The sequence below is a fragment of the Novosphingobium sp. PY1 genome, assembly GCF_017312445.1.
Classification (GTDB): domain Bacteria; phylum Pseudomonadota; class Alphaproteobacteria; order Sphingomonadales; family Sphingomonadaceae; genus Novosphingobium.
Genome location: NZ_BLTI01000001.1, coordinates 36,734 through 61,339 on the forward strand (window position 1 = coordinate 36,734; position 24,606 = coordinate 61,339).

Genomic DNA, 24,606 nt, shown 5'->3' on the forward strand with positions numbered 1-24,606 from the left:
TTCCTGTGATTGTTTTCAGTATTTAGCGGAGAGGGGTGTTGCCCAAAGGAAAAGGGCCTTGGAGTTGCCTCCAAAGCCCCTGATTTCCGTGATTTGCAGTAGATTAAGCAGCCTTGACGTAGAGGGCGCGGAATGCGCTGAAATCTACGATTGAGCTGGAAGTTCTGCGGCGTGCCCAGTAGTTGACAAAGCCCTTGCTGGTGTATGGGTCAGCCAACCAACGAAGTGGTGAAGCGTCCGCAATGACGAACTTGCTAAAGTCGCCGTAGATAGCGACTGGAACATCACCAGCAGCGGCTACAGTTGGAAAGAAATCTGAGGTGATGTAGGAATCGCCGAAGATTGTTGACTTACCGCCTGATGCAACGTTGCCCATTGACCAGATATAGTTACCCATATCATCCTTTAAGGTCATCAACTTCAATTCAACGTCCTTTGAGAACATCCAAGAGCCGGTGTGACGGGTTGGAAGCAATGAACGGACTGTGGCGAAGTCGGTGAAATCAATCACGCTTGCAGTGCCGGTTTCAGCACCTGCCATTGAACCTAAGGTCGCAGTGCGGTTTGTAACGCCAGAGACCAACTTGGTCTGAGCCAAGAGGCCGTTCTTAATTGAACCACCTTCTGCTAATGGGTTCTGGATCGTGCCAGTAAGGAAAATCTCTGATTCCTTTTCACCGATAGCAGATGCGATATCGGTCAAAACGATGTTCACTAAATCAACAACTGCGTCACCTTCGGTTGCCCAAACTGTGAGCTTTTCTTCTGCGTTCACTTCTTTTGGAGTGAATGTGATGGTGTCGATTTGTGGTGCTGCTGAGGTGTGGATTGCGTCAAATTCACCACGAATGTCTGCTGTTCCACCAGTGAACTTAACTGGTTGGACGTAGTTCATACCTTGTGAGATAACGCGAGCAACGTTACGGATCGGGGCAGATTGACGAATGTAACCGTCAACCAATGAACCAATAACCTTAGGAAGCAAGTTGCCGCCTTCTGAGGAAACTGTAAGTGACATTTGATCGCCTACTGCCTTGCTATAAAGCTCCATACCTTGACGTTCAAAAGTGCTGTCGCCCTTTGCAAAATACTCTCCAACCAATTCCTTTGCTTGGTCTACGAGTTCTTCTGCGTCGATTGCTACTGGAGCATTCTTAGCTGCAAGCAACTCGGAAACTGAGGTTTCGATTCTGGTGATTTTTTCTTGAGTTACGGTATCGTAGCTCTTAATTTGGTTTTCTGTTTCAGTGCGTAAAGCCTCTACGCTGTCAGCAAGTGCTTTAACTTGTTCTGGTGTTAAATCGCTCATATTTGAGTCTCCGATTATTATTATGTTTTTGGTGACTCACGGAATGCGCGAGGCTGTTCACATAAGAGTCCTTCTCCCTGCTCAAACTTATTGAGTGGGTTACAGGATTATTTATTTCTTTCGTTTTGTTATGCGGCTATTTGCCCAATATCCTGAACAGGCGGCCCAACTCGTTCTGGATTGCCTTAGCGGCGGCCTTTGCTGCCTCGTCGTCGTTTTGGGTGTCTACGGGCGCGTCTGGCGCTTCTTGGGCGGGTTCCTCCGATGAGAGGTCCACAAGGCCAATCTCATCGTCGTTGGCAGCGTCATCAACCTGCTTGGCGATGAGAAAATCCATATAGTCTGAAACAGCCTTCTGGTGCTCAAGGCTGAGGTCGCCAAAGCGGCCTTCCAAGCTGCTCTTGATGCCAGTCAGGCGAGCTTCGACGTTGCAAGGGAAGGTGACAACGCTGACCTCAAAGAGGTGAATTTCCTTCAAGCGCTGGATTTGGCCGTCTTTGGTTTGCTCGACGACGATCTTGTCTTTGGGCACGCGATAACCAATGGAGAAGGAATCAAGCGCACCCATCTTCATAAGTTCGCGGGTTTCTTGAGCGCGTTGGGTGTTTGCGAACTGAGCCTTGATGAAAAGGCCGTGTTCGTCTTCGCGTATCTCTTGGATGATACCAATTGGCTCTTGCTTATTATGCTGCCAAAGGAAACGAACGCGCTGTGCGCCTTGTTGGATGCTCTTTGTGAAGGCACCTTTCTCTACAACGTCGCCAACCTGATCGATGTTACCAAACTTGCTTGCGTAGCCTTCTACGGTTCCTTTCTCGTCATTGTAGGAGTCAATCTTGAACTCCTTAAATCTAAGTCCATTAGTCATTCGTGTTCGCGTCTCCCCTGTTTCCTGAATCTGCGTTGAAACCTACTGGTCCCTTTGGTTTTGTTTCTGGTTGACCATTCTGCACTGCGGCTGGCTTCATAAGCTCATTGCCGTCTGCCACTTCGGCTTTGCCAAGCACGGCGCGCACTTCGTTCGCGGTGAAGCAGCCCATCGAGGCCATATCTTTGGCCATTTGAAGCTGGTCGTCTTGGATGTGGTCTATCTGCGTCTCATCGACAGCGAGCTTCGCCGTTGGATCGACGTATTTACGGATGCCCCACTCAAGCTGGCCGATGAGCCAATGCGCCTCAGGACCAATGAAGGTGCGGTAGAATATCTTGTCGCCGGCGCGCATATTTGCGTAGGTGGTCTGCGTCGTGCTGTTGAGCAGCACGCCTGGCACCTTGAATGCGTCTTGGATGGATGCAGCTACGGCGGCGCGGACGTTGATGAGGTCCAACTCAGTGAACGATAGCTGTGTGCTGATGAAATCCATACCGTTGGCCAGCACGTTGATATTCCTGTGATCGTTAAGCTGTTGGATGAAGTGCTTCGACTCTGCGAGGTCTTTCTCTGACCTGATCGCGGGCGCAGTGAGTAATCCGTTCTTGGTGCCGCCGTTGCCAAACTTGGTGGCAATCAGTTCCTCGATGGTGAGCCAGATATCGACGGAACGGAGAGCGCTATCGCCTGCGCCAGCGCCTTCGCTTGCTGAGAGCGGGTTGTGATAGGAAATGCGCTGTAGGTAGCCTTCAGCGGGCTTGTAGCTCTTGCCATTGAGTTCGAGGCAGCTCGTGGTGTTGCCCAAGCTGTCATACTTGAAAATAAGCTGGGGGAGGGAGGATTTCCCGCTCAATGCAGCAGGTCGATACTCGTATCGCTGTTCCTTGACGTTGTTGACGATGAGGTCCTGACGGAGCGCCCAGATATATGGATCAAATGGGTTTCTGAGGTCGTAGAACAGGTAAACGTCGCCACCGATCGACAAGCTGGTTTCCCATACGCGAAGCGCGTTGGAGAGCGTCTTATCCGTGGGATTCGGGGATTTGAGCAGCTTTTGAGTTGCTTCGTTGCCCTCGGTCAGCACATCAATGTTGGCGACGCCCTGAGCGCGCTTGTCGATGCAAGCACGGCTGACACTGCACTTGAAATAGAACCTGTCTGCGCGTTCTGCGAACGTCTTGGCAGTGGTCCAGTTTTGTTTGGTGACATTTGGTAGCGTGAGAGAGCTTAGATCGTAGGCAAGATCGTTTTGCGGCTCGTATTGTGAATAGTCATAGCTCTTTTGCTCGACGTCAAGGTCTGCCAGAGTCTCTTTTGTAAATCCCTCATATGCTCCTATGAGTGCGTTTAATAATCCCATCACTTAGCCCTGAAATATCTTTTCAGTATTTAGCTGGGCAAAGGGATTATGCTTCGATTAGAACCTGTAGTTTGGCAGAGAGAAACCCAATCCATAGAACGGCCTTGGCTTTGCTAACTCACGAAGTCCTGTTGAAAGTGCGTCAACACGGTCTGGTGAGGCATTGCGATCACCCAAAACATCATAGAAATCGACCATCTGTTGCATTAGTTCGGGGAAGCGCGTGAAGTGCTGGACGCGGCCTTGTTCGTAGAGGGCCTGTGCTTGCTCAGCGCGATCCTTCTTGCTCGCTTTGGCAGTTTGCTGGATGCCTTCAACCCACATCTGAGGCTCGCCATCGCGCAGATATTCGTCGATGCCTTGGTTCGCGTTGGTTTCCACCAAAACGCGGTCGCCAGCAGTGCAGTAGGTGCGCCAAGCATCAATCACGACCTGCCGCCATATGGACGCCTTCCCCTTGCAGGTGAGGTCCGCGAGAACCCACAAATCATCCCCCTTGCGACCAAGCAGGATGATGCCGTTTTCGTCTCGACCGCCGCCAGACGGGTCGATCGAAATCATCCGCTCGTCCATTGTCTCAGCGAACTTGAGCAAGGATACTCGTGGTTCGCGCGTTACCTGTTCAAGCTGGTCCTGCGTCCAGAGATAATCGTCTGCGCCAGTCCATTCACCAAGGCTCTCTTCCTCGAATTTCTTGATCGAGAGGTTGGCCTTTTGACCGCGAAAGAACGTGTCTGGCAGGTTCTTGTTTTCGCCACTGCTTCCTGTGGTGACGATGGTATCTGGTAGCTCTTCGACCTTCTTGAGCCATTCAGCGCCACGAAGCGGGGTCGAAGTGAGGATGATCTTGGGGTTTGTGCCTTCACGAACACAGTTCTGGATATTCCCCCAACTGATTTCGCCCTTTGGCCATTTGATAAGCTCATCCGCGTAAGCCCACGGCACGGATAGACCGCGAATATCCTCTGGGTTGTCACCAGTGCGGACCACAGCCGTTGAGCCATTTGGCCACTGAACTTCGAGCTTTCGTTCGCTGTAAACTGGCTGGAAATCTGGTGGAGCGAGAGCCTTTAGCCCTGACGGCCCGTTGAAGATTGTTGCCCAGAAGTCCTTGTGCGTGGCAGCGACGATCAGGCCTTGTTGACCGGGGAATTCGTATCTGGCGAGGCGGTTGATACCTGCTGATGCTGCGTGGTTCTTGCCAAATCCACGGCCAGTCCTGAGGAACCAGATATACCAGTCACCGTCTGGCATTTCCTGCTTTGGTCGCAGGGTGAAAGCTGGGTCTTCAAGTTCGTAGAGGACTGCTTGGTGTAAGTCTGGTGATAGATCATAGGCTAAGGCGAGTATCTGATTGCCTGTTCGCCCGTTTCGTATATGTCCCTTAATCCACTCCTTAACTTTCCTTCGTTGTTCAAATTGACTCAATCGATAGGGTTCTCCTTGTCAAACTCAGCAATCTGAGCATCAATAACGTTAAGTGCTTTGGTGAGGGTTTTGGCCTTGGCTATTTCCATCTTCTCAAGATGCTGAATGCGCTTTTCTTCAGCTTCGTATTTCTTGAGAATGGCCTCTTCGACCTTGATGGCGTTGGCAGCACGATCCTTGGCCTTCATATCCCCGTAGAGCAGTTCCATCAGCGCGATATCGAGGCTGGTTTCAACGTGCTTCTCAGCGAATTCCTCACGGCTTAAGCCCTGCACGTAGGCGGCTTTGATCTTCTTCCTGACTGAGACAACGATATCTTCCGCCTCGTTCTTCCACGCTGCTGGCGTATGCAGGCGCACGTGGGGCACCACAGGCGCAACAGGGTCTTCGATTATCGCCCTGACAAGCTCACGACCGCTTTCCTCGTCAGGAATGTATGTGTGCAAGGGATCGCGCTCGTTTGGCGCTGCGAAGGGCGATTTTGGGCTATTGCGGCGCTCTCGGCGCTCGATGGCGCGGGGATTGTCTTTGTCTGTCATCCCATATTTATTAAGATCGGGATTTGACGGCACACTAAGCCGCAGCGAAAGATGGCAAACTTGTCCACGCCTTAGGAGTTACGTTGCCAATGCCTGTCGGTCTCCATCAGAATTTGCAGACCAAGCTGATCAACGATCTCGCTCAAGTGATACCTTATCTTGAAGTTACCCGAGGCATTGCACTCAGTAGTCCATCCATATCGAGACTTGTGGAATTGAACTCCAGTTTGCCCGGGCACGGCGATATTCGAGATAAGCTGACTGCGTGGGTCTCGGACCAACCTCTCTCAGACTTCGTAGCCGGATATATCAACGACGCCTTGATGGCGGACAGCTATGTTGATGGCAGCGTTGTTCCGCTGATGTCCGTTCCTGGCTGGGAAGACGCAAACGCCCAAGCAGCCATTATAGTCGAGGAGTTCGAAAGGCTGCCGAAGACCTATTTCGTGTCCATCTCGGCGCCGAGCGGTATGGACGAATTCCTCCGTGCAACAGAAGGCCAAATGCGTCTGGCTAATCGCGCACGGATTGTCTTAGCTGATGATGAATTTGTGGAACATCATCCTGTTACAACGGGAGACGATGTTCGCGATAGAAGTATATGGGAGCATTCCCTTCTGAGCTTGGTGTCGTCGCCCGATAATAACTACAAGTGGGAAGGCGGGTATCTCCAAATCATAAAACAAGGTTATATCGGGAGGTTTATCGAAACGAACACGTCGCACGAGGTCGTGGGAGATTTTAAGGCGCTATGGGGTGTTCAACTCGCCTTAGGAATTGCAAAACGCCGCAACTCCTGGAGCGCCTATCCTGTTAAAAGGAAACTTATTGTTCACCAATCAACGGGAGATTCATTAAGACTCCAGATGCGGCTTGAGCTCGATGGAGCGACAAGTAGCTTGGTAGACCAAATTGCGTTCAACGACTGGCTTCCTGCTGGGCATCCTATGGAAACTAAAGTGGAGGTTTATAAGCTCTATCTTAATGAGATTGATCTGATATTCGGGGAGAGCGAAGAGGCTACAAGGCTCAGGTTAGCATCGAGGTGGTTGTTTGATTCTTATGCCACGGATAATGAGCTTCTCGCGTATGTTCAGGCAATGGTCTGTTTGGAGATCATCCTCGGCGATGCATCGCTCATCGGAGAAATTGGCCTGGGTGAGCTACTAAGGAATCGATGCGCCTACCTTATCGGCAAGACATCCACCGAGCGAGCTGAAATACTGCGAGATTTTAAGGAGATTTATGATGTTCGAAGTCACATCGTGCATCGTGGTAAGAGTAGAATGAACGCTCGGGAGCGCGGTTTATACGCTAAATTGATCTGGTATTGTCAGAGATGTATAAGAGAGGAAATCAATCTTCTCAAAAAAACGAAAGAAAAGTCCAAGGAGGATTAGCAATTCTCTACGGTGAAGGCCTGCGATCAACCCCAAAAGGCTGAACCTTGGCGTGTGTCAGACAGGATGTCCTCCCCATCCAATTGCCCGGCGCAGCCTATGTCTTCTCCCTCCACCATACCAAACCCTGTCAATCTAAATCAGAAGAAGCCTGACTTTGCCATAGGTATCAGGCTTGTCATACCGCAGCCTTACGCAACCATATAGCAAACAATCAGAAGTCAATGCCTGATATTTTGCCCGTATGGCTCGACTTTGACATATCAGAATATAGGTAGAAGATATGGAGGAATGACCTCCAGAGAATGACCTGAATGATGGTCGGAATCTCCACGAGAACCGTGTCAATCGATTAATTAGACAGAAAAAAGATAAATCTGTCTGTTTGTGGTCGATTCGACAAAAGGCCAGTGTAGACATTATGTGTGGAAGTCTGACCATCAATCAAGAGCCTGAATGGCAGTCAGGACCGTGAAGGCATCACTTCCATTATAGTGGAACCTGATGGCAGTCGATCCAGAAACAGACAATGTGATTGAATTAATTGCCATATTTTACTAACTACAATGACACAGATGTGTCGGTTAGTTAAGGTGCTTCAATGGTGAATTCTAAAGCGTGGTTAGAAGGTAAGCGGGCTGGTGCTGAGGGGCTACCAGAATCCAAGAACCCCTACCGTGGTAGACAGGATATGGAATCGTGGTTTCAAGGCTGGAAAGAAGGCAAAAAAGATGCCTTTTCTGGTTGACAGGTTCGCGGAAAGGGCCGCCCAGATCGACGAAACCTACCGCTAAGTCACGCTGCTTCAGTTTAGCTTGTCCGCTTTGTTGTCTTAGCTTTCCTTAGCGCTCTCATTTTCAAGGTCGTCATTTCTAATCAATTCCTTGAGGTCGCTTATGAGCGCGAGCATCATTTCGGCCATAATGATGGCATTCAAGGAGCTGTTTACATTCTTGTAGATGACGACGCCGTGTAGGCTCGCGTGTCTGTTGGGCACTGGATCGTTGGTATATTTCTCTATGGCGTCTGGACTGGTCACATATTCATAAAGATGCTCAGATACCCGGCGATAGAGATTGAACGAATAGCGCGTGGAGCCAAAGCTGCTTAATCCAAGGTTCCTTCCCGCTGCCTCTCTAAGCTCTTTGAGGCTCGCTATATTCAATTTGCCTTCATAGAGTTCGATGCGAGCCACGCGTTCGATTTCAGGGAAAAGAAGGCGGACTACTGCGCGATAGTGGCCAAGTTCGTGGAGTTCGAGAGCTTCCGTGAATGTCTCTTTGGCTTCGTCATCGACGTCATAGGTGGCCAGTTTAGTCAGAAACTGAGCTTTCACAGCATCCCAGTTTTCCCGGTAATGGCGATCAAGGAGGTCGTGGACAGCGCTTGGATCGTCATCGAGAGTGATCTGATCGAATGGCGATGTGTAATGCGGTAGCCATCCAGCGCTCTCGATCAGTTCCCCGGTTGTTACGTGCTCATAGAGAGTGGTCAGACCCTGCACGATGGCGGTGCCGAGCTTTTTCAGTCCATCAATGAAGGCAGGGACTTGCTGGGCGAATTCGGTAAGTGGCGTAGTCGCATTTGGAGACGCCAATGTGATTTGGGGATGTTCGTCTACCACTCAGTCAACTTTCGGTTGTCGGTTCGAGGTCTTGTATCGCTGATTTGTCCACGGGAAGTGAAGAGGGTATCGTTCTTTCGCATTGATTGTTGCGTTTTTGTTCCTCAATTTAAGCGCGACGATTTGAGGGGCCTATGGCTGGTTTAGTTGAAGAAATTCAGGCGTTGGCGCTTGATCCTACGGTCAACGTCGCGGACCTGTTGCGCCGCGTGAAGCTGGCCGCTGTGAAGCTCAATCTGCAAGACGCGATTGAGTGGGTGGACAGCGAACTTAATGGATACGTTGCCGTAGATAGCATTCCTAGCTATAGGCACATCACTGGCCGTGTAATGGTGCATGATCCATATAAGGGTCTATACCCTCTGGCTGGTAATAGCAGAATTATAGATAAATTAGGAAAAGCGCCGCTCCGAGAGTCGATAAGCGCTCTGGAGGAAGTGACGTCTGGAGAAAACTCTGATCTCATGGTTCCTCTACCTCGTGGTATCGTGGAAAAGATCAATAACAGCAATGGCGGTTATCATTGTGACATAAACAATCACATAACAAAATCATCTGTTGTTGCTGTGATTGATCATGTCAGAAATCTCGTGCTGGAATGGTCCTTGGCATTGGAGCAGGAGGGGATCCTTGGTGAAGGAATCAGCTTCTCAAAAGAGGAGAAAAAACTAGCGAAAGAGTCGCATCTGACTATCAACAACTATGGCCATTTCCATCAGGGCGATACGCACGGCCACCAGAACAAGACCGTCATCGGTTCAACGGATAACTCAACCAACACCATCTCGACGGAAAACGTCTTTCAGCAGGTCATCGATGCCGTAAACAGCAGCATCGGCAACGAGAATGACCGTAGGGAGATTGTTGAACTCGTTGAGGCGATGCAGAGTGCTCAAGGGACGGCAGACTACAAGCCGCTCTTCCAGAAATGGGTGGGGTATCTGGCGGATTATGCCACTGTCTTAGGGCCATTTTTACCCGCATTTAGCAATCTGGCTGGGTGAATTCACGGAGGTCCAATGAAGGCGTGGTGGGGCAAGCTATCGGGCTTTGAGCGAGGGTTCTTGCTGTTCATGACGCCGGGCCTACTGTTTCTGGCTGTGGCCTTTGCGATGGGCGGTTTGCGGGCAGTTGGGATATTGCCACCTTCTACATACACTCCGCCAAGCTATGATAGGCCAAAGTTCAAGTTACACGAATGCTGGTGGCGGGAGACTGAGGCGCGATATGGCTCTCAGGTCGCTATGGAAGACCTGAGCGATGACGCTCAATTTCAGATCATAAGGGAGTGCAGCCGTCAGCAGCGACGGTTTGAGGGGTTAGAATAGCTTAAGGCCTTAATGAGTTTTCTCACCCCTTCTTCCCCCATATGCTCTGCCTGAGAGTCTGCTGCTTTTCCTCGTTCTGGATGAGCTTCGTGATGCGTCCTTGAATGTTCTTCAGCACATTGCGGGTCTTCGCGACACCGTTGATGGCCATCGATACGCGGCCCATTACCAGCTTCAGATATTTCGTTTGACGCTCGATGGCACGTGTGTTGCGGTCGATTGCGTCGGCCAGTTTGCCTAAGGACCGCTCGTGGCTGTCGATTGCTCGCCTGTGTTCGATCCAGAGGCGCTGTTTGCTCTGGCGGACGATCTTGCCCACGTAGGTTTCTGAGAAGCCGACTTCCCGGGCTATCTGAGCGAGAGTCTTTCCGTTTGCGGCCAATTGCTCAATGAGCTTCTTTTCGTCTTCCGTGGCCTTCCTGTATTCTATCCGTTCGGTCATCAGCCCTCCTTGGTGAACAGGTCAGGGCCATTCCATTTGCGGGCTTCGTCCATCACGCATTGAATTTGGTAGGTCAGGACCGCGATTGTGTTCTCCAATTGGGCCATACGCGCTTCCATTTCGGTAAGAGCCGATTCTAATTTGCTTTCTTCCATGCTTATATTCCTCTTTTAGCATCCATTTGTATTTAGCGTTTGGTGCTGAAAAAGGTGGCAGATTGTTCGCTTTCAGTATCGCAATAGGAAAGTCAGGCTTTATCGTTCCTTCTGTAACGCAGGAGGCATAGATGAAAGCCGTTATCCATAGTGATGCAGAACGCGCACTCATCCTTGAGCGCATCAAGGGCCATAAACCTGAGCAGGCGAGAGCGCTGTTGCAGCTTTCTTGGACGACTGGCTTGCGTTGTGCTGAGATTGCAGGCCTGCTCGTGACGGACGTTATCTACTCAGATAATCCCAAGCTAGTTGTGCGCGCTGCTATTTCCAAAACGAGAGAAGCGCGTGAGCTTCCTCTAACGGAAGCTGCATTGCAGGCTGTTAAGGTTCTTGCAGAGGATCGTGTTTCTGGTGCTCTCGTGTTGGGGCGTCAAAATAAGCCCTACACGCCGCATTCTCTCTCTGAGCGCTTTAAGAAGCTCTATGCAGGTGCAGGGATAAAGGGCAGCGCGTATAGCGGGCGTCGTGGATTGGCTACGAGACTTGTTGATGAAGGTGCGCCTTTGCCAGTGGTTCAGCGCATTCTCGGGCATAAGAACCTTACTTCAACAATGCACTATATTGGGGTCACTGACAGTATGGTAAGCAAGTGGATGCAGAAAGCAGCTTGACCCTTTGATCGACCTATATATCAGCTTGATACCAACGACACAGAAGGAGTTTACGATATGGCAGTCAACTGGAAAGCCGCAATCAAGCCCGTTTCTCAGAGCAAGGAATTCAAGCCTGGCTCTGCTGGTGCAATGTCTGCAAGCGCTCGTGCTGCGCTGGGTATGGATAAGGCTCTTGCCGCATACAAAGCGGGTAACAAGGATGTGAAGCGCCCTACCATCGTCAAGAAGGGCGATGAGGTGAAGTTCACCGTGCGCTACGCCAATCAGGCCCTCAAGCTGGATGGCAAGGACAGCGAGTTCGTTGTGCCAGCAGCAAAGTTCGAGGAAATCTACCTCGCTATCAAGGGTGCCGTTCTGGCAGGTGAGTTTGACGATCAGCTTGCCCCCTTGGAGAAGAAGGCAAAGGAACGCGGTCAGCGTATGGCAGCGTCCAAAGCTGCCGCAAAATAAGCTGAGGCTGCCTGAGGCGCACAAAAGCCCCGTTGGGAAACCAGCGGGGCTTTTTGTTTGGTCATAGCGTCAGTGCTTGTAGCCGTGCAGACCTAATATGGCGGCAGCGACAAGATCGCTCCACTCAACAGCATCTACAACGTCGTCATAAATTTCGTTGAATGACGGATCGTAAATCCTAATGTGAACGCGCTCGGAGGTATACGTTAGACGTTGGGCAAAACCGTCAGGACATTTGTATTTGAGACTGTGCTCATCGATATCGCTATCCAAATGGGCCATCAGCAGTGTGCGATTTGGTAACGCGGCCTCAATGACAGATACGTTGCCTTGGTGCGCGGGCATCTTGCCGTAGAACGTTGTCATTTGCTGTTTGGTCAGGATGCATTTAACTTCAGTATATGGCTTTATAATTTCAGTTACCTCCATGATTTTAGGCCTCAAATAGAATAAAGTGGTTGAGCTGATGTAAGGCTGCTTCAAATGGGTCATCCCACTTGATTACCAGCAGGCGATATCTACCGATGAATTCGAATATGAAATTATATTCATCCTCATCTTGGATTGTTTCGAAATCAATTATGTGCATTTCGATGCGGTGATTTAGGCCGACCTGTTTTCCTAAATCACAAATAGATGATATTTGAAAGCTCGCGTCGCTGGTTAATTGCTGATCTGTTTGAGCGACGGCACAAGTTGCGAATCTTGCCCTGAGGGTCTGACGCATTGCCTCGTCCAGTGTGTTATGTCGCATTGTTAGTTGTCTAACGTCTTCCTCTCTCAATATGAACGATGTGTAGTGGTATTGGGTCGCAGTTTTGATAATTTGCACGATATTGTCCTTACTTGCAGATGAGATATGCGAGTTTGTCTGACGGAGATTCAAATCGCCGTGCGTGAAGCCGCATTTCGAACTGAGCGCCGGATTTTTTGGATTTACCCGGAACGAAAAAGCCGTTTTGAAGGTCGTATATAAATGCAGTCATGTAGGGGCAGACGACTACGTCACCGTCTGCAACGTTACCGCCGATGTAATTGACTGCTTGGTTCCGCTGAGCAGTGCGATCTAAGACTGGTTGAACCAACCACTCAGCACCAAGGGCTGTAGTTAGGGCATCTGCGAGTTGCTTTTCACGAGTGGCGTAAAGCGGCATTACCTTAGTTACCGCTTTGATTGGCTCGTCAGTTAGAGTCATAACAACGGGCTGATGAAGACGACGATAGTCAACGTGCTTTTGAAAAGGGCGCTGCTGAACGTCAGACTCTTGTAGATGGCGGATCAGCGGGGCCATCCAAGCGACTGTGTTGGAAAGGGTGGGAAACGAACTTAACTGCATAAAAAAGACCTTTTAATTGGACGCACCTATCCCTTGCGTAAGGCGGCCGTCCCTACGCTTGGGATTGGTGCTAATGTTGGTGAGTGCTGTTAGATGGCAGCAGCGTTGAGATTAGCGAACACACCAGTGTTGATAGGCTGGTGAGTTTTGCTGGTAGGCTTTACGTGCTTGTAGCCGGCGATTGCGTCAAAATACGCGATAGGATCGGCGACAAGAGCAGCGAGATTTTCGTCGGTGCGGCAAGCAGCAACCACTGAGTTAAGCTGCTGCATAGTGAGGTTGGTGTAGACAGTGCTGCACCAGCGGGCGGCGGCGGCGACTTTGATGCCGTTGAGACCCGCACTTTCCTGACCAAGGCAAGCAAGCAAGCGCTCCGTGTTGTTGAGATTGCTGAGCTTGGCATTTGCCGTGAGCTTAGACAGCGTAAACCCAATACGACGCTCCTCGCGATCCCAGCGCGAGGTGTAGTTACCTGCGGTTGCAGGCTGCTGATTTCCAAATTCCATTACGACTTCTCCTAAAGCGGCGAGGCTGAATTGCGGCGCCGTGAGGAGTTGATACGGCAGGGTTGCGTCGATATGTGATTGCATTGATGTTTTGAGATTATCGATACAACCCTATGACCACCATTGGTAGACGGAAGCGACGAGAGCCTGACCTTGACGAAATCTGGCAGCACCAATCAGTTGGTCGCTGGATGGATACGACTGAAACGCGGGCGGCTGACGCTTGGTTCAGCGTCCTTGATTTTAGCCCCAGCTTTGAGGTCGCTCGCCAAATCAGGGCAGGGACGTTGCCTGAGGGGGCGGTTGTTCCAGCAGACATAGGGCGTGTGCTTGAGGTCTTTGACGACCTTGGCTCTGTGACAAGTCGCGATCACGACGAGGTGCAAGAGGCACAGTTTCGCTGGATGGGGCATTTTGGAAAGCTGTCACAGCCTGCGGAATTGGGTGTTGTTCGAGTTGGCAACGATGCAAAGAACACTGACGTCATGGACGGGCTGGAAGCTTACATGACCAAGCAGTGGATTATTGAAGGCCAACCAACTGCCGTAATTGCAGCTATCCCCATTGGGATGCCGCGCGCTGAGCTAATCAAGCGGATAACCGCCATGTTGGATAAATTCCCGCCTGACAGCCATCTTACGTCTGATGGTTCGCCCAAATACCAGATTCTCGACAAGCGCGTCGATCTCAGCAGTGTTGAGCGTTATCTGGATGCGCTGCGATACAAGCAGAGGCGGAAGAGCCTGAAAAACTGGCAGATTGGCGTTTTGGCCAACCTAAGTGTGGCTCGTAGCAACCTATATCGTAAAAGTCGCAAGCAACCTGGCTACGATCAGACTGAGGACCGCATAGCTTTGAAAGAGGCTGCCAGCCGCGCGCTGAACCGTGGACACATGATAGCAGAGAATGCGGCTCGCGGCATTTTCCCAAGCTATGAGAAATGCGAACACGCTTTGCCTATGGATTGGGACAGGCTCTACCAACAATGGTGGGTGTATTATCGTGACTATCTTGGATCGTGTGGCGAAGGCTATTCGCCAGTTTATGAGCGCGAGTTCGCGGCCATGTTTGATTAGCCGCTGACACCCTGCTTCAACAACGCAAGGCCCTCAGCGCTCAGGCCAGTCTGCAATTGGCTCTCGCCCTCCAACATCACCCCATCTTCATCAAACAGCCACCAAGTGTGTTCGTCCGTCCAGATTTCGAACGTATTGGTCGAGCGGAGAACGATGCGCTTGAGCATCCGCCGCAAGGCCATATTGACCCGCCCACGAGTATAAATTCGTATGTCGTCATCCTCGCTGGTAAGCTCAGCCCTCAGGCTCTCTACCAAGGCAAGGTCATCGTCGCTGGATGGCTTGGACGTTTCCACCGCAAGCTGCTTCTCTAAGGCGTCGATTTCCGCATTCTGTTGTTCAACAACGCCTTCCAATTCCGCGACACGCTGAACTAGGGCTTTGCTACCTCCATCTGCGATTGCATCGATCAGGTTGTTGAGGCGGGTTTGGTTTGCGTCACGCTGACGGCCAACCTCAGCGATCTTTTCGCGAAGTTTGATGGCCTCAACATCCTCGTTCTGCCTATCCACCAGACGCGGCAGGAGTTCGTCTAAAACGACCTTCTCAACTACGTCATAGTTGAGGATGGTCGGATTATCGCATTGATGCTTCCGTCTTGATCGATCGCACCTGAGGCGGCGGTAGGTCTTGCGCCTATAGGTGACGACCTCGCCGCTTACCTTTTTGTAAGTCTGATAGGCAGGGTGGGTATGCTCGAAATTGGCACCGCCGCCGCATTCATCACAGAACACGATCTGAGCCAGCAGGTTATGGTTCTTGTTCCGTGTCCGCGCAGGCTGATTGGCTTTCCGCATTGCGAGCGTAGCTTGTGCCTGATTCCATTTGTCCGTGCTAACAGCTTGCGGATAGAAGTCCGTGGAAATGGTCTGGCCTTCGTTCGTGACATATTCGCCAAGAGCAGCCCGCTTGGTCAGCAAGCGCCAGATGTAGCCGTAAAACCATCCGTTCTGATTTCGATTTTTGTAGGTGGTCCAGACGGGTTCGCCGCGCTCATTCAGCATATGCGCGATTGAACTAATGCCCATTCCGTTGATGTAGAGGTCAAAAATCTCGTTCAGCACCTTGGTTCGATATTCGTCCAGAACATATCTGCCATCGACACGCTTGAGCCAATGCGGAGTGTTGGGGACTGGAACACCCTGTGCACCTGATGCAATTTCCTCCCTCCGTTTATCCCACGAAGCTTTTACGCGGCGGCTCTTTTTGTCGCTTTCCTCAAACGCCAACTGAGCTTTGATGATGACCGAGAATAACTCCATCATATCGCCATTGTTGCCCGCCTTGTAGCTGTAGCCATCGTGGAAGGTGGCTACGTCAACACCCACCTCGTTGAGCGCCCAGATAAGTTGGGCTGCTGCCTTGGCACCCTGACGGCTCAAACGGTCGATGTTTTCGCAAACAAGCACCTTGCCACGGTGGAGGCCGTTGCGGGCTTCTAACTCAAACTCGTATAGGGCAGACCCCTCAGCGCGGTTCTTCGCGTGATAGGCGCTCTTGCCTTCGTCAAAGATCGTTTTCTCTACCGTCCAGCCTTGCTGAGTAGCGAACTCAATAGCTTTGGTTTTCTGCCGTTCTAGCGAGTAGCCTTTGGACTGCTCTAGGGTTGAGAATCGTCCATAGCAGATCGCTGTCTTTGCGGTGGTAGTGCTCATAAAAAATCCCATACGTCAGGTGCGTTAGGATTTTGCATACGTGCATTTGGTGCTGGACGCGCGCGGGAAAGGTGACATGGGCATTGGCCCGCGCGACGGTGACTTCGCCGGTTTCCAGCGGCTGGCGCAGTGAATCGAGCACGGCGCGCTGGAATTCCGGAAGTTCGTCGAGGAACAGCACGCCAAGGTGGGCCATGGAGATCTCTCCGGGCCTGACCTTCAGCCCGCTGCCGGTCAGCGCCGCGATCGAGGCGGAGTGGTGCGGCGCGCGATAGGGCCGGGCACGGGAAATGCGGCCCTCCTCAAGCGTCCCGGCGACCGAGGCGACCATCGAGACTTCCAGCGCCTCGGCCGCGGTCAGCTCGGGCAGGATGCCGGGCAGGCACGAGGCAAGCAGCGACTTTCCCGCACCCGGCGGACCTGCCATCAGCAGGTTGTGCGACCCGGCCGCTGCGATCTCGAGCGCGCGCTTGGCGGTTTCCTGGCCCTTCACCTGCCTGAGGTCCGGCCCGCTGGGCACCGGGTCGGCGCGGCCCGGTTCGGGCGGGCGCAGGACCTGCGTGCCCTTGAGGTGATTGAGCAGGCTGACGAGATCCGGCGCTGCCAGCACCGGCACGCCGTTGCTGCCGCCGCTCACCCAGCTGGCCTCGCTGCCTTGCGCGGCCGGGCAGATCAGTCCTTTCTCTGTCTCGCTGGCATGGAGCGCGGCGAGCAGCACCCCGGGTGAGGGGATTACCCTGCCATCGAGCGCAAGTTCGCCCACGGCCACGAAGTCGGCCAGGTGTTCGGCATCGACAACGCCCATCGCCGCCAGCAGCGAAAGCGCTATCGGCAGGTCGTAGTGCGAGCCTTCCTTGGGCAGGTCCGCAGGGGAGAGGTTGATCGTGATCCGCTTGGGAGGAAGCGCGAGGCCCATCGATGTGAGCGCGGCGTTCACCCGCTGGCGGCTTTCGCCCACTGCCTTGTCGGGCAGGCCGACGAGATGGAAGCCGGGCATCCCGGGAGCGACCTGGCATTGCACTTCGACAGCGCGCGCCTCCAGCCCGAGGTAGGCGACCGTCGCGACGAGTGAGACCACTCCCTTACCCTTTTTCCTTGCAAATCCGCGTGTTGGACGATGCGATCCTTGCAGAAGCGGAGGGCGGGCGCAGCCAGGGAATTTATCCCTTACACGCTTTTAACCGAATCGCGCAGGGCTTGGGTAAGTGGCGGAGCCGCATTTTCGCGGGCATGCGCTCGACCGCTGCGATCCTTGCCCTGGTGGCTCTGACTGTCTTGTCCCCCCTGTCGGCACAAGAGATCACCTATGAGGTCGTCGATGTGGATGCCGATCATGCCGGCGACGGCGGCGAGCGCATACTGCATGGCGAGGTTGCCGCAATCCCGCAGGGTATCGCCGCCTATGGCCCGTTCCGCGTGCTGGACGATGGCCATGCCGCGCTGGTCGACGTCACCGATGCCCGCAGCCCCGCCCAGTTCGCCGCCATGCTCAAGGACTATCCGGGCATCGGCATGATCGAGATGATCGAATGCCCGGGCACCGAAGACGACCTCGCCAACCTGCGGCTGGGGCGGATGATCCGCGACAAGGGAATTGCCACTCATGTTCCTGCGGGCGGCTCGGTCAGGTCGGGCGGCGTCGAGCTGTTTTTGGCAGGAGCGCGGCGATATGCCGATGCCGGCGCCGAATTCGCGGTCCATTCGTGGATGGACGACACTGGACTGGAACCGGACGACTATGCCGCCAATGCGCCGGAGAATCGCCGCTACATCGTCTATTACGAGCAGATGGGCATGAGCCCGATCGAAGCCCAGGCCTTTTATGCCATGACCAATTCGGTCCCGTTCGAATCGGCCCGCTGGTTCGGCGCGAACGAAATGGGGCTTTGGGTTTCGCTGGACAGGGTCGGAGCCTGAGCCATTCGACCTTCCTGAATGCGGCGCCCCTTCGACCAATCGGCGATTAGTCGAACAGCGATTGCAGGAACCCCTTGCGCTTGGCCGGGGTGAGCGAGCCGGAGGCTTTCAGCAGGTAGTTGGCCAGCACTGCGGCCTGGCTCTTGGTCAGGAAAATCCGTGTGTGATCAGGTTCTTCACCAGCTTTCCAGCTTGTCTTCTCAAACGTCTGGAGGTCGACGACGATGTTGGTGCCCAGGTCCTGAGAAGACCAGCCCACCAAGACGCCAATGTCTTCTTTCTGTTGCATCGGTACTGTTTCACCCACAGTTCAGGGGTCGCGGGAAGCGAGAGCAAGATACTTTTTCAATTCTTGTCCCCCCGGACCGAATGGAGCAGCTGGTCGCCGTGCCGACTAACCGTTAGTTAATAACTTATCATGTTTGGGCCAGTATTGTCATGCAAAGCCGGGACTGCCATGTGCGCCGGGTATATCGGGCAGGTACGGGCGACGAATTCGATACCTCTGCCGCCGCCTTTGCCTTGACTCTGTTCCGGGCCTCCAGTAACGGCGCGCTTCTGTTTAGCGGTCGTCTGCATGGGCGATCGGATTTTGTTCGGGCCTCCCGGGGCCGTTTGTTGAATTTCGAGGACTGACATGAAGCGCACTTTCCAGCCCAGCCGCCTTGTCCGCGCCCGCCGTCACGGCTTCCGCGCCCGCATGGCGACCGTTGGCGGCCGCAAGGTGCTTCGCGCTCGCCGCGCCCGCGGCCGCAAGAAGCTCTCGGCCTGACCTGATCCAGCCTCACGGCTGGACTCGCACCGGCCCGCGCCTCCATCCGGCTTCCCGCTAGACGGGGAACCGGGCGGAGGCGCGGGCCGATGCCGTTTGGAGCTGGCGCCGTTTGGAACCGGAAGGGATTCGCGAATCGCCTGACGCGGTTCCGCAGCGCCCCGGATTGCGATAGACCCCTGTCATGAGCGCCGCCTACACCACGATGTCCCGCCGAGCGGACTTCCTGGCCGCCAATCGCGGTATCAGGGTGGCGCGGCCGGGTTTCGTCCTGCTGGCCAATGCCAATGGCGGCAAGGGGCAGCGCGCAGGCATCACCGTTACCAAGAAAATCGGCAACGCAGTGGTGCGCAACCGCATGAAGCGCCGCTTTCGTGCGCTGCTGCGCGAGCTGCTGCCCGATCATGGCCTTGCCGATACCGACCATGTCCTGATCGGGCGCGATAACGGTGTGGAGCGCGAATTCGCGCGCTTGCGCGAGGAACTCGTAGCCGCTCTCGGCCGTGCGCGCGAGGGCAAGGGCGATCCGCCTCGCGGTGCGAGGGGGCGCAAGGGTGGCGGCAAAGGTCGAGGTGGCAACAGGAGCGCCGCGAGGCCGGGGGGCGCAGGGACGACATGAAAAGGGCGCTGGCCTTTATCGCAGCGGTTCCAGGCTTCATTCTCATTGCCGTGGCCCGGACCTGGCAGTGGGGGCCTTCGCGGATCATGCCGCCAACCTGCCGCTACTCGCCGTCCTGTTCGCAATATGCGATCGAGGCGGTGAAAAAACATGGTGCGATTAAGGGTGGCTGGCTCGCGTTCAAGCGTCTATTGCGCTGCCAACCGTGGGGTGGGCACGGCTATGACCCCGTCCCGGACTGAACGATGCAATACAGGCGGCGCGTCTCGCGTCGCCACTGGCGGGAACTCGACAGGAAAACGTCTTCGTGGAAAATCAGCGTAATATCATCCTCGCGGTCCTCCTGACCGCGCTTGTCCTCTTCGGGTGGGAAGCCGGAGTCGGCTATTTCTACCCGCAGGCCAAGACGCCGACGAAGGTCGAGCAGGCTGGCGGCGCCGAACAGGCATCCAGCCCGTCCAGCTCGATCAAGCCGACTCGCGAGGGTGGTCTGCGTGACGCGGCCGACGTCGCGCTCGAGAAGCAGGACCTGAAGTCGGCACTGGCCGAAGGCGGCCGCCTGCCGATCGAGGCACCGGGTCTTTCGGGCTCGATCAACCTTACCGGCGCAATCGTCGACGACCTTGTCATCAATCGCCACCGTGAGACGGTGAAGAAGGATTCGGGCCCGGTCCGCATCTTCTCGCCCGCCGGCACTCCCGCGCAGCAGTTCGCCCAGTTCGGCTGGGTCGGCAGCGGCGTCGCCACGCCCAATGCCAAGACCGTGTGGACCGCGCAGAAGGGCGCAAGGCTGACACCGTCCAGCCCGGTCACGCTGAGCTGGAACGACGGCAGCGGCCAGACCTATTCGATCCGCTTCGCGATCGACAAGAACTACATGATCACGGCCGAGCAGACGGTCGACAACAAGGGCTCGGCGCCGATCACGGTCCAGCCCTTCGGCCTCGTCAACCGCACCGACCAGACCGCCAGCCTCGACACCTGGAACGTCCACTCCGGTCCGATCGGCGCTTTCGACGGCTCGGTAAGCTTCTCGACCAATTACAGCGACGTGTCCGGCAAGGGCACGGTCAAGGAAGCCGGCAACACCGACTGGATCGGCTTTACCGACGTCTACTGGATGTCGACCCTCGCTCCGGTCGGTTCGAAAGCCGAAGGCACGTTCCGTTCGCTCGGCAACAACCTGTTCCGCGCCGACCTGATCTACGACCAGAGCATCGTGCAGCCCGGCCAGCGCCTTTCGCGCACCACCAAGCTCTTTGCGGGCGCCAAGGAGCACAACGTGCTCGACGCCTATGAAAAGCAGGGCATCACCAACTTCGGCCTTGCCATCGACTGGGGCTGGTTCCGCTGGTTCGAAAAGCCGATCTTCTGGCTGCTGGTGAAGCTGTTCAGCCTTGTCGGCAACTTCGGTGTCGCCATCATCCTGCTCACGCTGATCGTGCGCGGCATCATGTTCCCCATCGCCCAGCGCCAGTTCGCCTCGATGGCCGCGATGCGCGCGATCCAGCCGAAGATGAAGGCGCTGCAGGAGCGCTACAAGGACGACAAGCAGAAGCAGCAGCAGGAAGTGATGAAGCTGTACAAGGAGGAAGGCGTGAACCCGCTCGCGGGCTGCCTCCCCATGTTCCTTCAGATCCCGGTGTTCTTCGCGCTCTACAAGACCCTGATCCTGGCCATCGAGATGCGCCACCAGCCCTTCGTGCTGTGGATCAAGGATCTTTCCGCGCCTGACCCGCTGCACATCCTCAACCTGTTCGGCCTGCTGCCGTTTGACCCGCCCGGCTTCCTGGCCATCGGCGTGCTCGCACTTCTGCTGGGCATCACCATGTTCCTGCAGTTCAAGCTGAACCCGGCGCAGATGGACCCGACCCAGCAGCAGATCTTCATGATCATGCCGTGGTTCATGATGTTCATCATGGCACCCTTCGCCTCGGGCCTTCTGGTCTACTGGATCACCTCCAACCTTCTGACCATCGCGCAGCAGAAGTTCCTCTACAGCCGTCACCCGCAGCTCAAGGCTCAGGCCGAGAAGGACGCGGGCGACAAGAAGCGCGTGAAGGCCTGATCGGACTGACCCCGTGAGCGAGGAATTCGAAGAACTGACCGAGCGCGCGCGCAAGCTCTTTGCAGGACCGGTGACGTTCCTGAAGAGCGCGCCCGCGCTCAAGTTCCTGCCTGACCCGGACGTGCCGGAGATCGCCTTCTGCGGCCGCTCCAATGTCGGCAAGTCCTCGCTGCTCAACGCGCTGACGGGGCGCAAGGCGATCGCGCGCACCTCGGTGACGCCGGGGCGCACGCAGGAGCTGAACTTCTTCGAGGTCGGCGAGCCGCTGCTGTTCCGCCTCGTCGACATGCCGGGCTACGGCTTTGCCAAGGCTCCCCCCGCCGTCGTCGAGAAGTGGCGGCGCCTCGTGCGCGACTTCCTGCGCGGCAGGGTGGTGCTCAAGCGCACGCTGCTGCTCGTCGATGCGCGCCACGGCGTGAAGGCCGTCGACGCCGAGATGATGAAGATGCTCGACGAGGCTGCCGTCGGTTACCGAATCGTCCTGACCAAGGCCGACAAGATCAAGGCGACAGAGCTGGAAAAGGTCCATGCCGAGACCGTGGCCGAGGCGCGCAAGCATCCCGCCGCTTTCCCGGAAGTGCATATCACGTCTTCCGAAAAGGGCATGGGCATCGCCGAATTGCGCGCGGCAGTTCTGGCCGACTCAGAGATCTGAATCGGGTCCTCGCGAGGACTACGTTACTGACATTCATCGAATTATCGGGTTCGGCGGTCTATCATGTGCGATAGTCCCGCCAGCCCGGCGCGCCGTGCCGCAGGGCGACTCCGGGGAAATCCCGGAATATGACGATTGCGTGACACTCAAGAGTCCCCTAGTGGGCCCGCCAGTGCGTGTTGAGGAAGGAGGATAGTCTTGCCGCTGCGCCAGATTGCCGTTCTGCCTTATCGCACACAGGGACCCGCGGTGGATGCACCGATCGAGATCCTGTTGATCACCTCGCGCGAGACGCGTCGCTGGGTGATGCCCAAGGGCAACCTCATGAAGAACCTCCAGCCGCATGCCGCCGCTGCCCTCGAGGCAGAAGAAGAGGCCGGCGTGCTCGGCGCGGTCTGCCCGACGCCGCTGGGGTCCTATCGCTATCGCAAGCGCCGCAATTCGGGCGCCTCGGTCTGGGCCGACGTCGACGTTTTTCCTTTCGCGGTGACGGAAGAGCTTCCGACCTGGGACGAGCAGCACCAGCGCGATCGCCGCTGGTTTTCGCTGACAGACGCCGCCAATGCCGTGGACGAGGAAGACCTCGCCGCACTCATCCGCAGTTTCGGCGCCCGGGAGTTTCGCGCCGCTACCCAAGGTAGCCGGCTGTTCGAAACGGTTGCCGACAAGACAGGGGTCAATGCCATGTTTGCCTGGTTCCAGAAGCTGCTTCCGCAGCAGGGGAACTTCTTCGAGCTGTTCGAGCAGCAGGCCGCCACGCTGGTCGCCGGTGCCGACGCTCTTGCGCGCCTTGCCCAGGGCGGCGCGGGCCGCAACCAGCACATCCGCGAGATCGAGGAGCGCGAGCACGACGCCGACGAGATCACCCGCGAAGTGCTCCATGCGGTGCGCCGTACCTTCCTGACCCCGTTCGACCGTTCCTCGATCACCAGCCTGATCACGACGATGGACGATGCCATCGACGAGATGCAGCAGGTGGCCGGCGCCTGCGATCTTTACGACATTACCGACTTCGAGCCGGAAATGCGCGACATGGCTGCGATCATCGTCGATTCGGCGCGTCTCACCGCCGAGGCCATGCCGCTGCTGCGCAAGGTTGCCGATAACGGCCATCGCCTTCACGAGCTGACCGAGCGCCTCGTGCGCATGGAAGGCCATGCCGACGAGATCCACGCCGCTGGCATGAAGCGCCTGTTCAAGCAGAGCACCGGCAAGGACCCGCTGCACTTCATCGTCCGCCAGGAGATGTTCAAGCGCCTCGAGCGCGTGGTCGACCGTTTCGAGGACCTCGCCAACGAGATCGACGGTCTCGTCATCGATCACGCCTGACGCCGATTTCCTGCCCTCATGGATCATAGTCTCGCCCTGCCGCTGCTGATCGGCCTCGTCGCGCTTGCGCTGGCCTTCGACTTTCTCAACGGGCTGCACGATGCCGCCAACGCGATCGCCACGGTGGTGGCGACGCGCCTGCTTTCGCCGGTCGTGGCCGTCCTGTTCGCCGCGCTGGGCAATTTCGCGGCCTACTTCTTCGTCGGCCTCCATGTCGCCGAGACAGTGGGCAAGGGCATCATCGACAAGGATGCAGTAACGCCTGCCGTCGTTTTCGGGGCGCTTGTCGGGGCGATGTTCTGGAACGTGGTGACCTGGCTCAAGGGTATCCCTTCCAGCTCCAGCCACGCGCTGATCGGTGGCCTGCTGGGTGCCGGTATCGCAGCGGCGGGGCCCGGCGTCGTCGAAAGCTCGGGCACGACCAAGACGATCGTTGCCATCTTCCTGTCGCCCATCATCGGTTTTGCCATCGCCATGGCGTTGATGCTGGTGACCAGCTGGCTGTTCAGGGGATCTTCCCCGCGCGGATCGAACAGTGTGTTCAAGGGGCTGCACCTGTTGTCCTCGGCGGCCTATTCGATCAGCCATGGCGGCAACGATGCCCAGAAGACCATGGGCATCATCGCCGTATTGCTCTACTCGACGGGCCACCTCTCGGGCGATTTCCACGTTCCCGAATGGGTCGTGCTCTCGTGCTACACCGCGATTGCGCTGGGCACGCTCTCGGGCGGCTGGAAGATCATCAAGACGATGGGCTCCAAGCTGACCAAGCTCAACCATCACTCGGGCTTTTGCGCCTCGTCGGCGGGCTCGATCGTCGTTTTCGGCGCCAGCGCGCTGGGCATTCCGGTCTCGACCACCCATGCCATCACCGGATCGGTCGTCGGTACCGGCGCGGCCCGTCGTGCCAGCGCGGTACGCTGGAGCGTGGCGAGCCGGGTGATCGTGGCGTGGTTCATCACCATCCCCGCCAGCGCGATCGTCGGCGCCCTGTTCTACTGGCTGACGCTGCTGTTCTGATCGCGCCGTTGAAGCGCCGGAAGGGGCGTTGCGCCCCGCTTCACCCTCGACACGGCACGCCTTAACTTCTAG

Annotated in this window: 28 protein-coding genes and 1 pseudogene; 14 read left to right on the forward strand and 15 right to left on the reverse strand. The window is 55.6% G+C overall.

Features of this window, described 5'->3' with window-relative positions:
* Positions 1-103: 103 nt before the first annotated feature.
* The 5 genes from J3474_RS00185 to J3474_RS00205 form a co-directional block, all read right to left on the reverse strand.
* Complete coding sequence (locus tag J3474_RS00185; protein ID WP_207092703.1) at positions 104-1,309, reverse strand: phage major capsid protein; 1,206 nt, start codon at positions 1,307-1,309, stop codon at positions 104-106.
* 136 nt (positions 1,310-1,445) lie between these two features.
* Positions 1,446-2,177, reverse strand: a complete 732-nt coding sequence (locus J3474_RS00190; RefSeq protein ID WP_207092704.1) for an HK97 family phage prohead protease — start codon at positions 2,175-2,177, stop codon at positions 1,446-1,448.
* Positions 2,170-3,540 (reverse strand): phage portal protein, encoded by a 1,371-nt coding sequence (locus J3474_RS00195; RefSeq protein WP_207092705.1) that lies wholly within the window; start codon positions 3,538-3,540, stop codon positions 2,170-2,172. Before J3474_RS00195 ends, J3474_RS00190 begins: the two co-directional genes overlap by 8 nt.
* Positions 3,541-3,597: 57 nt before the next feature.
* Positions 3,598-4,794: a terminase large subunit domain-containing protein gene (locus J3474_RS00200; protein ID WP_207092706.1), complete on the reverse strand. Its 1,197-nt coding sequence runs from the start codon at positions 4,792-4,794 to the stop codon at positions 3,598-3,600.
* Between the two features lie 170 nt (positions 4,795-4,964).
* Positions 4,965-5,507 (reverse strand): hypothetical protein, encoded by a 543-nt coding sequence (locus J3474_RS00205; protein WP_207092707.1) that lies wholly within the window; start codon positions 5,505-5,507, stop codon positions 4,965-4,967.
* 89 nt (positions 5,508-5,596) lie between these two features.
* On the opposite strand from J3474_RS00205, the gene J3474_RS00210 reads away from it, so the two are divergent.
* Together J3474_RS00210 and J3474_RS22990 are read left to right on the forward strand one after the other, a co-directional pair.
* Positions 5,597-6,907, forward strand: coding sequence for a HEPN domain-containing protein (locus J3474_RS00210; protein ID WP_207092708.1), 1,311 nt, complete (start codon positions 5,597-5,599; stop codon positions 6,905-6,907).
* 601 nt (positions 6,908-7,508) lie between these two features.
* Positions 7,509-7,655, forward strand: a complete 147-nt coding sequence (locus J3474_RS22990) for a ribosome modulation factor (RefSeq protein WP_376706506.1) — start codon at positions 7,509-7,511, stop codon at positions 7,653-7,655.
* A gap of 84 nt (positions 7,656-7,739) precedes the next feature.
* Here J3474_RS22990 and J3474_RS00215 read toward each other — a convergent pair whose 3' ends face one another.
* Positions 7,740-8,531, reverse strand: coding sequence for a hypothetical protein (locus tag J3474_RS00215; RefSeq protein ID WP_207092709.1), 792 nt, complete (start codon positions 8,529-8,531; stop codon positions 7,740-7,742).
* Between the two features lie 134 nt (positions 8,532-8,665).
* Here J3474_RS00215 and J3474_RS00220 point away from each other — a divergent pair, with 134 nt between their 5' ends.
* Positions 8,666-9,535, forward strand: coding sequence for a hypothetical protein (locus tag J3474_RS00220; RefSeq protein WP_207092710.1), 870 nt, complete (start codon positions 8,666-8,668; stop codon positions 9,533-9,535).
* Between the two features lie 346 nt (positions 9,536-9,881).
* Here J3474_RS00220 and J3474_RS00225 read toward each other — a convergent pair whose 3' ends face one another.
* Together J3474_RS00225 and J3474_RS00230 are read right to left on the reverse strand one after the other, a co-directional pair.
* Positions 9,882-10,301 carry a hypothetical protein gene (locus tag J3474_RS00225; RefSeq protein WP_207092711.1) on the reverse strand — a complete coding sequence of 140 codons (420 nt, stop codon included), beginning with the start codon at positions 10,299-10,301 and terminating at the stop codon, positions 9,882-9,884.
* The gene (locus J3474_RS00230; RefSeq protein ID WP_207092712.1) at positions 10,301-10,456 is read right to left on the reverse strand and encodes a hypothetical protein; all 156 of its coding nucleotides are present in this window, start codon (positions 10,454-10,456) and stop codon (positions 10,301-10,303) included. Before J3474_RS00230 ends, J3474_RS00225 begins: the two co-directional genes overlap by 1 nt.
* 131 nt (positions 10,457-10,587) lie before the next feature.
* Here J3474_RS00230 and J3474_RS00235 point away from each other — a divergent pair, with 131 nt between their 5' ends.
* Together J3474_RS00235 and J3474_RS00240 are read left to right on the forward strand one after the other, a co-directional pair.
* On the forward strand, positions 10,588-11,127 hold the full coding sequence (locus tag J3474_RS00235) for a tyrosine-type recombinase/integrase (protein ID WP_207092713.1): 540 nt from the start codon (positions 10,588-10,590) through the stop codon (positions 11,125-11,127).
* Between the two features lie 57 nt (positions 11,128-11,184).
* Complete coding sequence (locus J3474_RS00240) at positions 11,185-11,580, forward strand: hypothetical protein (protein WP_207092714.1); 396 nt, start codon at positions 11,185-11,187, stop codon at positions 11,578-11,580.
* Positions 11,581-11,649: 69 nt separating this feature from the next.
* Here J3474_RS00240 and J3474_RS00245 read toward each other — a convergent pair whose 3' ends face one another.
* The 4 genes from J3474_RS00245 to J3474_RS00260 all read right to left on the reverse strand — a co-directional run bounded on the left by J3474_RS00245 (position 11,650) and on the right by J3474_RS00260 (position 13,507).
* On the reverse strand, positions 11,650-12,009 hold the full coding sequence (locus J3474_RS00245) for a hypothetical protein (protein WP_207092715.1): 360 nt from the start codon (positions 12,007-12,009) through the stop codon (positions 11,650-11,652).
* A gap of 4 nt (positions 12,010-12,013) precedes the next feature.
* Positions 12,014-12,307 carry a hypothetical protein gene (locus tag J3474_RS00250; protein WP_207092716.1) on the reverse strand — a complete coding sequence of 98 codons (294 nt, stop codon included), beginning with the start codon at positions 12,305-12,307 and terminating at the stop codon, positions 12,014-12,016.
* Positions 12,308-12,422: 115 nt separating this feature from the next.
* Positions 12,423-12,872: a hypothetical protein gene (locus tag J3474_RS00255; RefSeq protein WP_207092717.1), complete on the reverse strand. Its 450-nt coding sequence runs from the start codon at positions 12,870-12,872 to the stop codon at positions 12,423-12,425.
* Between the two features lie 134 nt (positions 12,873-13,006).
* On the reverse strand, positions 13,007-13,507 hold the full coding sequence (locus J3474_RS00260) for a hypothetical protein (protein WP_207092718.1): 501 nt from the start codon (positions 13,505-13,507) through the stop codon (positions 13,007-13,009).
* Between the two features lie 107 nt (positions 13,508-13,614).
* Between J3474_RS00260 and J3474_RS00265 the strand changes: the two genes are divergently transcribed.
* Positions 13,615-14,499: a hypothetical protein gene (locus J3474_RS00265; protein WP_207092719.1), complete on the forward strand. Its 885-nt coding sequence runs from the start codon at positions 13,615-13,617 to the stop codon at positions 14,497-14,499.
* Here the strand turns inward: J3474_RS00265 and J3474_RS00270 are convergent.
* Positions 14,496-16,154, reverse strand: coding sequence for a recombinase family protein (locus J3474_RS00270; RefSeq protein WP_207092720.1), 1,659 nt, complete (start codon positions 16,152-16,154; stop codon positions 14,496-14,498). The two genes, J3474_RS00265 and J3474_RS00270, sit on opposite strands and share 4 nt — an antisense overlap.
* 52 nt (positions 16,155-16,206) lie before the next feature.
* Positions 16,207-17,232, reverse strand: a pseudogene (locus J3474_RS00275) (YifB family Mg chelatase-like AAA ATPase); the annotation flags it as partial.
* A gap of 152 nt (positions 17,233-17,384) precedes the next feature.
* Between J3474_RS00275 and J3474_RS00280 the strand changes: the two are divergent.
* Entirely contained in the window at positions 17,385-18,071 is a 687-nt protein-coding gene (locus tag J3474_RS00280; RefSeq protein ID WP_207092976.1) for an alpha/beta hydrolase, read from the forward strand.
* Between the two features lie 46 nt (positions 18,072-18,117).
* Here J3474_RS00280 and J3474_RS00285 read toward each other — a convergent pair whose 3' ends face one another.
* Entirely contained in the window at positions 18,118-18,360 is a 243-nt protein-coding gene (locus J3474_RS00285; RefSeq protein WP_041559117.1) for a hypothetical protein, read from the reverse strand.
* A 348-nt stretch (positions 18,361-18,708) separates the two neighbouring features.
* Between J3474_RS00285 and rpmH the strand changes: the two genes are divergently transcribed.
* From rpmH to J3474_RS00320, 7 genes are all read left to right on the forward strand, one after another.
* A complete protein-coding gene (rpmH, locus tag J3474_RS00290) occupies positions 18,709-18,843 on the forward strand; it encodes a 50S ribosomal protein L34 (RefSeq protein WP_007012267.1) in 135 nt (44 codons plus the stop codon).
* A 184-nt stretch (positions 18,844-19,027) separates the two neighbouring features.
* A complete protein-coding gene (rnpA, locus tag J3474_RS00295) occupies positions 19,028-19,462 on the forward strand; it encodes a ribonuclease P protein component (RefSeq protein ID WP_207092721.1) in 435 nt (144 codons plus the stop codon).
* Positions 19,459-19,704: a membrane protein insertion efficiency factor YidD gene (yidD, locus tag J3474_RS00300; protein WP_207092722.1), complete on the forward strand. Its 246-nt coding sequence runs from the start codon at positions 19,459-19,461 to the stop codon at positions 19,702-19,704. The genes rnpA and yidD overlap by 4 nt, the downstream gene beginning before the upstream one ends.
* A 65-nt stretch (positions 19,705-19,769) precedes the next feature.
* A complete protein-coding gene (yidC, locus tag J3474_RS00305; protein ID WP_013834287.1) occupies positions 19,770-21,530 on the forward strand; it encodes a membrane protein insertase YidC in 1,761 nt (586 codons plus the stop codon).
* A gap of 13 nt (positions 21,531-21,543) precedes the next feature.
* Positions 21,544-22,185, forward strand: coding sequence for a ribosome biogenesis GTP-binding protein YihA/YsxC (yihA, locus tag J3474_RS00310; protein WP_007012263.1), 642 nt, complete (start codon positions 21,544-21,546; stop codon positions 22,183-22,185).
* A 204-nt stretch (positions 22,186-22,389) separates the two neighbouring features.
* Positions 22,390-23,514: a DUF47 family protein gene (locus J3474_RS00315; RefSeq protein WP_083835268.1), complete on the forward strand. Its 1,125-nt coding sequence runs from the start codon at positions 22,390-22,392 to the stop codon at positions 23,512-23,514.
* An 18-nt stretch (positions 23,515-23,532) separates the two neighbouring features.
* On the forward strand, positions 23,533-24,534 hold the full coding sequence (locus J3474_RS00320; RefSeq protein ID WP_007012260.1) for an inorganic phosphate transporter: 1,002 nt from the start codon (positions 23,533-23,535) through the stop codon (positions 24,532-24,534).
* Positions 24,535-24,606 lie beyond the last annotated feature (72 nt).

What these genes read in the sequence shown, in the direction of transcription:
- J3474_RS00185 (WP_207092703.1), bottom strand. Translation starts at nt 1,309, where the DNA reads ATGAGCGATTTAACACCAGAACAAGTTAAAGCACTTGCTGACAGCGTA.
- J3474_RS00190 (WP_207092704.1), bottom strand. Translation starts at nt 2,177, where the DNA reads ATGACTAATGGACTTAGATTTAAGGAGTTCAAGATTGACTCCTACAAT.
- J3474_RS00195 (WP_207092705.1), bottom strand. Translation starts at nt 3,540, where the DNA reads ATGGGATTATTAAACGCACTCATAGGAGCATATGAGGGATTTACAAAA.
- J3474_RS00200 (WP_207092706.1), bottom strand. Translation starts at nt 4,794, where the DNA reads ATGCCAGACGGTGACTGGTATATCTGGTTCCTCAGGACTGGCCGTGGA.
- J3474_RS00205 (WP_207092707.1), bottom strand. Translation starts at nt 5,507, where the DNA reads ATGACAGACAAAGACAATCCCCGCGCCATCGAGCGCCGAGAGCGCCGC.
- J3474_RS00210 (WP_207092708.1), top strand. Translation starts at nt 5,597, where the DNA reads ATGCCTGTCGGTCTCCATCAGAATTTGCAGACCAAGCTGATCAACGAT.
- J3474_RS22990 (WP_376706506.1), top strand. Translation starts at nt 7,509, where the DNA reads ATGGTGAATTCTAAAGCGTGGTTAGAAGGTAAGCGGGCTGGTGCTGAG.
- J3474_RS00220 (WP_207092710.1), top strand. Translation starts at nt 8,666, where the DNA reads ATGGCTGGTTTAGTTGAAGAAATTCAGGCGTTGGCGCTTGATCCTACG.
- J3474_RS00225 (WP_207092711.1), bottom strand. Translation starts at nt 10,301, where the DNA reads ATGACCGAACGGATAGAATACAGGAAGGCCACGGAAGACGAAAAGAAG.
- J3474_RS00230 (WP_207092712.1), bottom strand. Translation starts at nt 10,456, where the DNA reads ATGGAAGAAAGCAAATTAGAATCGGCTCTTACCGAAATGGAAGCGCGT.
- J3474_RS00235 (WP_207092713.1), top strand. Translation starts at nt 10,588, where the DNA reads ATGAAAGCCGTTATCCATAGTGATGCAGAACGCGCACTCATCCTTGAG.
- J3474_RS00240 (WP_207092714.1), top strand. Translation starts at nt 11,185, where the DNA reads ATGGCAGTCAACTGGAAAGCCGCAATCAAGCCCGTTTCTCAGAGCAAG.
- J3474_RS00245 (WP_207092715.1), bottom strand. Translation starts at nt 12,009, where the DNA reads ATGGAGGTAACTGAAATTATAAAGCCATATACTGAAGTTAAATGCATC.
- J3474_RS00250 (WP_207092716.1), bottom strand. Translation starts at nt 12,307, where the DNA reads ATGCGTCAGACCCTCAGGGCAAGATTCGCAACTTGTGCCGTCGCTCAA.
- J3474_RS00255 (WP_207092717.1), bottom strand. Translation starts at nt 12,872, where the DNA reads ATGGCCCCGCTGATCCGCCATCTACAAGAGTCTGACGTTCAGCAGCGC.
- J3474_RS00260 (WP_207092718.1), bottom strand. Translation starts at nt 13,507, where the DNA reads ATGCAATCACATATCGACGCAACCCTGCCGTATCAACTCCTCACGGCG.
- J3474_RS00265 (WP_207092719.1), top strand. Translation starts at nt 13,615, where the DNA reads ATGGATACGACTGAAACGCGGGCGGCTGACGCTTGGTTCAGCGTCCTT.
- J3474_RS00270 (WP_207092720.1), bottom strand. Translation starts at nt 16,154, where the DNA reads ATGAGCACTACCACCGCAAAGACAGCGATCTGCTATGGACGATTCTCA.
- J3474_RS00280 (WP_207092976.1), top strand. Translation starts at nt 17,385, where the DNA reads ATGCGCTCGACCGCTGCGATCCTTGCCCTGGTGGCTCTGACTGTCTTG.
- J3474_RS00285 (WP_041559117.1), bottom strand. Translation starts at nt 18,360, where the DNA reads ATGCAACAGAAAGAAGACATTGGCGTCTTGGTGGGCTGGTCTTCTCAG.
- rpmH (WP_007012267.1), top strand. Translation starts at nt 18,709, where the DNA reads ATGAAGCGCACTTTCCAGCCCAGCCGCCTTGTCCGCGCCCGCCGTCAC.
- rnpA (WP_207092721.1), top strand. Translation starts at nt 19,028, where the DNA reads ATGAGCGCCGCCTACACCACGATGTCCCGCCGAGCGGACTTCCTGGCC.
- yidD (WP_207092722.1), top strand. Translation starts at nt 19,459, where the DNA reads ATGAAAAGGGCGCTGGCCTTTATCGCAGCGGTTCCAGGCTTCATTCTC.
- J3474_RS00320 (WP_007012260.1), top strand. Translation starts at nt 23,533, where the DNA reads ATGGATCATAGTCTCGCCCTGCCGCTGCTGATCGGCCTCGTCGCGCTT.